General features: G+C 40.1%; 8 protein-coding genes, 1 rRNA gene and 1 pseudogene. 4 read left to right on the forward strand and 6 right to left on the reverse strand.

Translation table 11 applies throughout. The features are described from left to right. Positions 1-306, forward strand: a pseudogene (locus CDZ78_RS02550) (hypothetical protein); the annotation flags it as partial. 191 nt (positions 307-497) lie between these two features. After that, a complete protein-coding gene (locus CDZ78_RS23535) occupies positions 498-623 on the forward strand; it encodes a hypothetical protein (RefSeq protein WP_263458613.1) in 126 nt (41 codons plus the stop codon). An 81-nt stretch (positions 624-704) separates the two neighbouring features. On the opposite strand, the gene CDZ78_RS02555 is transcribed toward CDZ78_RS23535, so the two are convergent. From CDZ78_RS02555 to CDZ78_RS02570, 4 genes are all read right to left on the reverse strand, one after another. After that, positions 705-1,031 (reverse strand): type II toxin-antitoxin system VapC family toxin, encoded by a 327-nt coding sequence (locus tag CDZ78_RS02555; RefSeq protein WP_087868561.1) that lies wholly within the window; start codon positions 1,029-1,031, stop codon positions 705-707. Further along, positions 1,028-1,252, reverse strand: a complete 225-nt coding sequence (locus CDZ78_RS02560; RefSeq protein ID WP_140413849.1) for a hypothetical protein — start codon at positions 1,250-1,252, stop codon at positions 1,028-1,030. Before CDZ78_RS02560 ends, CDZ78_RS02555 begins: the two co-directional genes overlap by 4 nt. Before the next feature lie 388 nt (positions 1,253-1,640). After that, a complete protein-coding gene (ispA, locus tag CDZ78_RS02565) occupies positions 1,641-2,537 on the reverse strand; it encodes a (2E,6E)-farnesyl diphosphate synthase (protein ID WP_087868563.1) in 897 nt (298 codons plus the stop codon). Continuing rightward, entirely contained in the window at positions 2,530-2,763 is a 234-nt protein-coding gene (locus CDZ78_RS02570) for an exodeoxyribonuclease VII small subunit (RefSeq protein WP_080523675.1), read from the reverse strand. The genes ispA and CDZ78_RS02570 overlap by 8 nt, the downstream gene beginning before the upstream one ends. Positions 2,764-2,841: 78 nt before the next feature. Here CDZ78_RS02570 and parE point away from each other — a divergent pair, with 78 nt between their 5' ends. Together parE and CDZ78_RS02580 are read left to right on the forward strand one after the other, a co-directional pair. Further along, the gene (gene parE / locus CDZ78_RS02575; RefSeq protein WP_087868564.1) at positions 2,842-4,731 is read left to right on the forward strand and encodes a DNA topoisomerase IV subunit B; all 1,890 of its coding nucleotides are present in this window, start codon (positions 2,842-2,844) and stop codon (positions 4,729-4,731) included. Between the two features lie 63 nt (positions 4,732-4,794). After that, on the forward strand, positions 4,795-5,625 hold the full coding sequence (locus CDZ78_RS02580; protein ID WP_087868565.1) for a CvfB family protein: 831 nt from the start codon (positions 4,795-4,797) through the stop codon (positions 5,623-5,625). Between the two features lie 65 nt (positions 5,626-5,690). Here CDZ78_RS02580 and mutS read toward each other — a convergent pair whose 3' ends face one another. Both mutS and rrf read right to left on the reverse strand, forming a co-directional pair. Further along, entirely contained in the window at positions 5,691-8,255 is a 2,565-nt protein-coding gene (gene mutS, locus CDZ78_RS02585) for a DNA mismatch repair protein MutS (protein ID WP_148900538.1), read from the reverse strand. A 442-nt stretch (positions 8,256-8,697) separates the two neighbouring features. Next, positions 8,698-8,812: ribosomal RNA gene (gene rrf, locus CDZ78_RS02590) — 5S ribosomal RNA — on the reverse strand. Positions 8,813-8,961: the final 149 nt, after the last annotated feature.

The raw sequence follows: 8,961 nt of genomic DNA on the forward strand, positions 1-8,961 counted from the left end.
TACTTAACTGGGGGGATTTATGTAAAGGTAGAGGTCAGGTGCTCTGACCTTGGTAAAGAAACCGTACTGAACTTACTTGCTTTGCGCTTTGCCAACTCTATCTTCACCACAAACTGGGATCATAATACTATTGACTCAGTACAGATTACTGTTGCTGAAGAAGTAGGAATAGAAGGACGCTGGGAATATTTTGACCAGACAGGTCAACTACGCGATATGGTGCAGAACCATTTACTACAAATCTTAACCTTTGTGGCCATGGAACCGCCGATTAATCTAGAAGCACAAAGTATTCATAATGAAAAAACAGTACGCGGTCAAGGATGTGAATTTTTTATCAAGCTGATTTAACAATATTCCCCGATAAGTTCTAACACTAAAACTTAACCAACTCCAATCCATTTATATAACTAAAATCCTTAAGATTACAGGCGCGCCATGCTACCTCACAACATTCTGGGACTCCTGTCACCAACATTCATTCGCCTACGCAGCGAATGGGAGATGCCCTGGTCGCCCTGCGTCCGTCTCAACTACGCACAAAACCCTGCTCCGTTAAGACTACCTCAAATGGCTGGACGGCTATTCGGAATGCAATTCTTGCCTCCCTCGCGCGCTACTAGCGCACTTCGGATCAGCGAATTGCCCTGTCGCCTACCAGGGACTAAAAATCATCACTCCGCTTAGGCTCCGTTTCCCTGATTTTAAGCGTAAGTAAAAATCTTACAATCTCGCACTAAAACTGTTGCTGCAATAAGACTATCAGGAATATCCAGGTTATGGCTCTTTGCATAAGCCTTAATCAGCAGTGTAGATTTCTTTGAGATATTCTCATTCAAGTGCTCTACCTTAAAAAGTGATACAAACTTTTCAAGTTTTTTTGTCTCTGCTTTATTAATGGCACCATAATAAAGCTCCATTACCGAGATAGAAGAAATAACAAGATCTTCATTAAAAGCGTGTACTGTTTTAATGGTTTCCTCATTACCTTTTAAAATTTCAATCAATACATTAGTATCTAAGACAATCATTTCCAGGCTTGTTTTCTAATTGATTCCTGGCTTATCTCCCTATTTTCCCACATTCCTGAAAAATCAGAAAAATCCAGTGTTTGAGGATTTTTCTTTCTCTCTTCCAAGTCTTTTTCTAGCGTTTTTCTAATGTAAGCAGAGAGCGATAGCCCTAAATTATTGGCTTGCCTCTTAACATCTGCAAATAATAGCTCTTCGAAATATATTTGTGTTCTGTACACCTTACACATCATACATCATATTTATACATCACTATAACATATAACTGAAGTTTCCCAATTATTGAGTAGCTGAAATACACAATGCTGGTGTATCGAGGTTTATTTTAGGTGGTTTTGCCATGTTTATAGCAAACCCCTACTTAATTCCCCTTAGGCAATAGCATTTGAAACGAATGAAAAGACTATTTTTTTCATATAGTTGTAGCATAGTTTCAATTTTACCATAAATAATTATTGGGAAACTTCAGTAACATATAATTAAGAAAGTAGTATTGAGCGAGCAATACTAATATTAAACAAGTATCTGCAATGCACATTACTGTTACTAGAAAAAAGCTAAAGCTTTTTTACTCCTACCAGAAAATATATTATTGAAGAATCTACAAGCCTAATGATCTCGCTGAATAATATACAAAGACAAATCACGCAACAAATCAGCTTCTGCACCAAACCCAGCTAGACTTTCTACTGCTTGCTCATGCAGATCCTGTGCTTTTTGTTTGGCACCCGCTAGTCCTAACAAGGCAGGGTAAGTCGGTTTATCATTATCCTGGTCTTTACCCTGAGTTTTGCCTAATGTAGCCGTATCGCTTTCTTCATCTAAAATATCGTCTTTAACCTGAAAAGACAGGCCGATACATTTGGCATAATGATCTAATTTACTGGCAGTGGCAGGGTCTAAATCAGGCTTTGACAAGGTTGCCAGTTGAACACTTACACGAATAAGTGCTCCTGTTTTGTGAATATGCATATTTTCTAATTCAGGCAAAGTCAGCTTTTTCCCCACAGACTCCAGGTCAATCGCTTGTCCACCTACCATACCTAATGAACCACTGGCTTTAGTCAACGCATTAATCATTTGTATACGTGACTCTGCGCTGGCATTCATACTGCTATCATTTGCTAGCACTTGAAATGCCAAAGCCTGTAGAGCATCTCCTGCCAATATAGCGGTTGCCTCGTCATAAGCCACATGAGAAGTCGCTTTACCTCTACGCAAATCATCATCATCCATCGCAGGTAAGTCATCATGAATCAATGAATAAACATGAATCATCTCTACGGCACAAGCTGGACCATCTAAACTTTCCGGCGCAATCCCCAAAGCTTTACCTGCACTATACGTCAACATGGGACGCATACGCTTTCCGCCATCCAGAGTACTGTAACGCATGGCATCATGTAGCTTTCTAGGTAAAATTGTATTTGCTGGCAAGCGTAGATCCAGAGCTTTTTCAACTCGCTCCTGGCTGGTGACTAAATATTCTTTTAGGGCGTTACTCATCGTTAAATGACTCCAAAGTTTGTTGACCGTTTTTTTCTAATAAAATTTGCACTTTCTGCTCTGCCTCTTGCAAAGCTTTTTGACAAGTACGCGTTAAATTCACACCTTGTTCAAATGATTTTAATGACTCTTCCAAAGAAATATCACCCTGCTCTAATTGCTCAACAATCTCTTCTAATCCTTTAAGAGAATCTTCAAATAAGGTGGCACTTTTCTTTCTAGGCATGTCGATAAAAAAATTTAATGATAGGATAGATTAAACGATCTATTATATATGAAAAACATCAGAGTAATTAACTAGAAAATGAGTAATACCTATAACGCAGCAGCTATTGAAGTTTTAAGTGGCTTAGACCCTGTACGCAAACGCCCTGGCATGTATACCGACACTACCCGCCCTAACCATCTGGTACAGGAAGTAGTGGATAATAGTGTTGATGAAGCAGTTTCGGGACACGCTTCAAGTATAGATGTCATTTTATTTAAAGATGGTAGCGTTAAAGTTCAGGATGATGGTCGCGGTATGCCGGTTGATATGCACCCTGAGCAAAATATGCCGGGTGTAGAAGTCATATTGACTCAACTACACGCTGGCGGTAAATTTTCTAATAAAAATTACCAGTTCTCCGGTGGCCTCCATGGTGTCGGGGTGTCTGTTGTAAATGCATTGTCAAAACAACTGAATATAGAAATCAAGCGTAATGGTAAAATTTACCACATGCAATTTGCTGATGGTGAAAAGCAGACTGACCTCAGTGAGACAGGTAGTGTTGGCAAGCTCAATACGGGTACGATGGTGCATTTTTTACCGGATGCGAGCTATTTTGATTCCAGCAAAATTTCGGTTATCAAGCTTAAACATGTCCTAAGAGCAAAAGCAGTGCTATGCCCAGGGTTAAAGATCCGCTTATCAATTGAGCAAACTGATGAGTCATGGGAATGGCATTATGAAAATGGCCTGGAAGAATATCTATTAGATAGAGTAGGCAATGTTGAGTTTTACCCTACAGAGCCCTTTATGGGCAAGATGTCAGCCAACCATGAAGCGGTTGAGTGGGGGATCGTCTGGACGACAGAATCTTTACCTGAAAATGTTACCGAAAGTTACGTTAACCTGGTGCCTACCGCTCAAGGTGGAACTCACGTCAATGGTTTGCGCGCTGGACTCACTGAAGCAATGCGTGAATTTTGCGAAATTCGAAACTTATTACCCCGGGGAGTTAAAATTACCCCGGAAGATGTCTGGGAGCTTTGTCATTACGTATTATCAGTTAAACTAGAAGACCCTCAATTTTCCGGACAAACTAAAGAACGCTTAAGCTCACGCGAATGCGTTGCTTTTATCTCAGGTATTGCCAAAGACAGTCTTAGCTTATGGCTTAATCAACACCCTGCCGCTGGCGAAAAAATCGCCGAAGTCATCATATTAAGTGCACAAAAGCGTTTAAAATCTAGCAAAAAAGCAATTCGAAAAAAGATATCTGCAGGGCCTCAGTTACCTGGAAAGCTCGCTGACTGTGCATCGCAAGACATCAATCGTAGTGAGCTGTTTCTCGTCGAAGGGGATTCTGCTGGAGGCTCAGCAAAACAGGCACGAGAGCGTGAGTTCCAGGCAATTATGCCTCTACGCGGTAAAATTCTAAATACCTGGGAAGTTGATTCAACTCAAGTCATGGCCTCAAATGAAGTGCATGATATTGCCGTAGCATTAGGTATTGAGCCTGGCACAGAGGACTTGCAAGGACTGCGCTATGGTAAAATATGCATACTTGCCGATGCCGATTCAGATGGTTTGCATATCGCTACTTTAATTTGCGCCCTGTTTTTTAAACATTTCCCTAGTCTTGTTAAAGCGAGACATGTATTTGTTGCCATGCCTCCCCTCTATCGTATTGATGTGGGTAAGAAAATATTTTATGCCCTGGACGAACATGAACGCCAAGGCGTTTTAGACCGTATCAAGGCCGAAAAGCTGAAAGGTAAAATCAATGTGCAACGTTTTAAAGGTCTGGGAGAAATGAACCCTTCCCAATTACGGGTCACAACCATGAATCCTGATACTCGTCGTCTAGTACAACTGACTATTGAAGAAGATGATGATACAAATGAAAAAATGGATTTATTATTAGCTAAAAAGCGTGCTCAAGATAGAAAATACTGGCTGGAAACCAAGGGTAATTTAGCAGAAGTATGAGTTCGAGAACCGAGCATACACATTCAGTAAAACACACTTATTTCACCTAATACTCTAAAAACTATGATCAATATTGGGCAGTTTAATACCTTAAACATAACAAAAGATACTGGCATGCAGCTCTACCTGGATGGTGGCAGTCATGGAGATATTCTTTTAGCAGATAAACAAGCACCTAAAGAAGCAAAAATAGGTGAGCCTCTTAAAGTTTTTATTTATACCGGATCAGACGGTGAACTACTGGCGACACGTAAAAGACCTTTGGTGAAAATGGATGGTGTAGCCTGGCTAAAGGTTGTTTCTACTGGAGCTGCGGGGGCATTTCTTGACTGGGGACTTACTAAGGATTTGCTAGTGCCTTTTTCTGAACAAGATTATGAGTTGGAAGAAAACCGTTATTGCTTAGTAAAAGTATACCTCGACTCACAAAACCGTATTGCAGCTTCCACTTATTTGAATCACTATATTTCAGATGAAGCGCGCTATTTAAAGGAAGGCGACGAAGTTTCATTGATTATTGCCGGTAAAACAGACTTAGGCTTTAAAGCCGTAATCAATGAGAATTTCTGGGGTGTTTTATATCATAATGAGGTTTTTCAACCTTTAAAAGAAGGACAAAAGCTTAAGGGCTATATTAAAAAAATACGTGAAGATCAAAAAATTGATTTAAGTTTAAATAAAACTGGTTATACCCATGTAACACCAGTCACTGAGCAAATCATTCAGCGACTTAAAGATAATAATGGTTTTTTAGAGCTATCAGATAAAAGCTCACCCGAAGCGATTAATGCGGCTTTTGGCGTCAGTAAAAAAGTATTCAAACATGCTATTGGCTCTTTATATAAAGAGCGTCGTATTACACTAACTAAAACAAGTATTTCATTAAATAAATAGCGGTAGAGCGGACTTCAGTCCGCTAATATCTAGCTCCAATTACAAGCAGCGGACTAAAGTCCGCTCTACAAGGTTTGCTTTAATGTATAAAGAAAATCCAGCGCCTCTCTCGGACTTAACTCATCTGGCGATAGCTTTTCAATTAAACCAACAGCCGGGTGTGGCTCATTAATAGCAAATAAATCTAATTGATTACTGCCTATTTCAGCCTGTTGTTCTTTATAGGCAGTATCCTCTAAATGACTTAGTTTAAGCTTGGCTTGCTCTATCACTGAGCCTGGTATGCCAGCCAGAGATGCTACTTGCAATCCATAGCTTTGACTCGCAGCCCCCTCTTTAACGGCATGCAAAAAAACAATTTTATCGCCATGCTCCATCGCATCTAAATGTACATTATGGATCGTGCCTTGCTCCTCTGGCAAACTAGTTAGTTCAAAATAATGCGTCGCAAATAAGGTAAATGCATGTATCTCTTTAGCTAAATAATCAGCACAGGCCCAGGCTAATGACAAACCGTCAAAAGTACTCGTACCCCGTCCTATTTCGTCCATCAGGATTAAACTATTGGCTGTCGCATTATGCAAGATATTTGCTGTTTCAGACATCTCTACCATAAAGGTAGAACGGCCACTAGTTAAGTCATCCGAGGCACCGATTCGAGTAAATATTTTGTCAATTGGCCCACATTGTACTTTTGCTGCAGGGGCAAAACAGCCTATATGCGCAATAAGTACAATCAATGCTGCCTGGCGCATATAGGTCGATTTACCCCCCATATTTGGCCCGGTAATAATAAGCATCTGTCGCGTATCGCTAAAATCTAAATCATTAGCAACAAAGGGAATATCAGACACTTGCTCAACAACTAGGTGTCGCCCTCCTTCTATATTTATTCCCCGTTGTTTTTGCAAAACAGGGCGAGATAGATTTAAACTCATACTACGTTCAGCAAAATTAGCCAGCACATCTAATTCCGCTAAAGCCAGGGCACAAATTTGAATAGGAATTAATATTGTCGCAATAGCTTCGAGTAATTCATCATAAAGTTTTTTCTCAAAAGCTAAAGATTGCTCCTTAGCATTGAGCACAGTATCTTCAAAATCTTTTAATTCACTGGTAAAAAACCGCTCTGCATTTTTTAATGTTTGCTTACGGGTATAGGTATCCGGCACATCATCAGATTGTGAACGAGGAATTTCAATATAATAACCATGCACGCGATTATATTTAATTCTTAATGTCGCTATCCCGGTATTTTCTTTTTCACGGGTTTCCATATCAATCAGGAATTGGTTAGCATTTTGACTCAGATCACGTAAATCATCTAATTCCTGATTATAGCCTGACGCAATGACTCCACCATCTCGAATTAATACCGGTGGATTATCAATAATGGCACGCTGTAATAAAGCTAAAAACTCGGGTTGCTCACCGATTCTGGTAGCTAACTCATCAATCTGAGTACATTCTGTCTGTGCTACCTGTGCCTGCAACGAAGGTAAGGTAACAAAAGTATCACGCAATACTAACAAATCACGTGGCCGTGCAGATTTTAAGGCTACGCGGGCACTGACCCGTTCTATATCGCCAACCGAACGGAGATTTTCACGTACCGCTTCATACAATACATTATTTAAGAGAGCATCAACACAGTCATAACGACTATTTAATATCGTCTGATCACGTAAGGGACGATTTAGCCAACGTCGTAAACAACGGCTACCCATCGCTGTCACAGTTTTGTCTAGGACGCCAAAAAGAGTAAAACATAGCTGCCCTGAAGGGTGAAAATCTAATTCTAAATTACGTCTACTAGATGCATCTAATAAAATACTTTCATCACTACTTTCTACTCGAATACCCTGTATATGAGGCAAAGCGCTTTGCTGGGTATCTTTCACATATTGCAATAAGCCTCCTGCCGCCGAGATTGCACTAGTTAAATGCTCACAACCAAAACCTTTAAGATCATGGGTCTTAAATTGCTTCAGGATTAATTTCCTGGTACTGACTTCCTCAAAATGCCAGGGAGGACGACGCGTTAATCCCCTACGATCTTTTAATGCTGCTGGAATATTCCAGTCTTCATTACACAAGAGCTCTGCTGGATTAAGGCGTTCAATTTCACTCAATAATTCATCAACCGAATTGACCTGCTGTAATATAAATCGCCCACTCGTTACATCTAGACAAGCAATGCCATAATCTTTTGCAAAATAAATTGCTACTAATAAATTATCCTGCCGTTCCTCTAATAAAGCCTCTTCCGTCACCGTACCCGGGGTCACAATACGCACAACCTGACGTTCAACCGGCCCTTTCGATGTTGCTGGATCACCTATCTGCTCACAGATCGCAACAGACTCACCTATTTTCATCAATTTAGCGATATAGCCTTCAGCTGCATGATAAGGCAAACCACACATGGGAATAGGAGACCCGGCAGAATTCCCTCTTGCAGTCAGAGTTATGCTTAACAGTTCCGCCGCTTTTTTTGCATCATCAAAAAATAACTCATAAAAATCTCCCATACGGTAAAACACCAGCGTGTCTTGATAATCAGCCTTAATCCGCAAGTACTGTTGCATCATAGGAGTATGAGTTACCGATTGATCTGTTTTATATGTCATAAACTAAATTACAAATATTTATTGGGGAAATCTTAAGCTGAAGTTTCCCAATTATTGAGTAGCTGAAATACACAATGCTGGTGTATCGAGGTTTATTTTAGGTGGTTTTGCCATGTTTATAGCAAACCCCTACTTAATTCCCCTTAGGCAATAGCATTTGAAACGAATGAAAAGACTATTTTTTTCATATAGTTGTAGCATAGTTTCAATTTTACCATAAATAATTATTGGGAAACTTCAGATCTTAAGCAGCAACAGCAACATATTAAACCGGTTGTAGCTAAAATTGTAGCGTAGGCCGTGGCTTTAGCCCGCTTTATATTTTTTGTCTGTACAAAGCGGGCTAAAGGCACGCCCTACGGATTCATTCGGATATTGTACAACAAATCCTTTAGGCAAAAAAAAACCCATCTTCGCTAGAAGATGGGTTTTAAGTTTAAGAGCTTGGCAATTCCCTACTTTCACATGGATAAATCCACACTATCATCGGCACTAAACGGTTTCACTTCCGAGTTCGAGATGGGATCGGGTGGTTCACGCTCGCTATGGTCACCAAGCAATCGGTGTTGATTGACTAGTCTGATTATATACCTGTATATAACCTCACTATCAACCGTCTCTTATCAAGACTTGCGTCTTAATAATTGGAAATCTGTAGTTTGAGTCTAAGAGTCTTCGTTCTCTTACAGTAAAAACGTTTGTCGCT

The sequence above is a fragment of the Bathymodiolus platifrons methanotrophic gill symbiont genome, from assembly GCF_002189065.1.
Taxonomy (GTDB): Bacteria; Pseudomonadota; Gammaproteobacteria; order Methylococcales; family Methylomonadaceae; genus Methyloprofundus.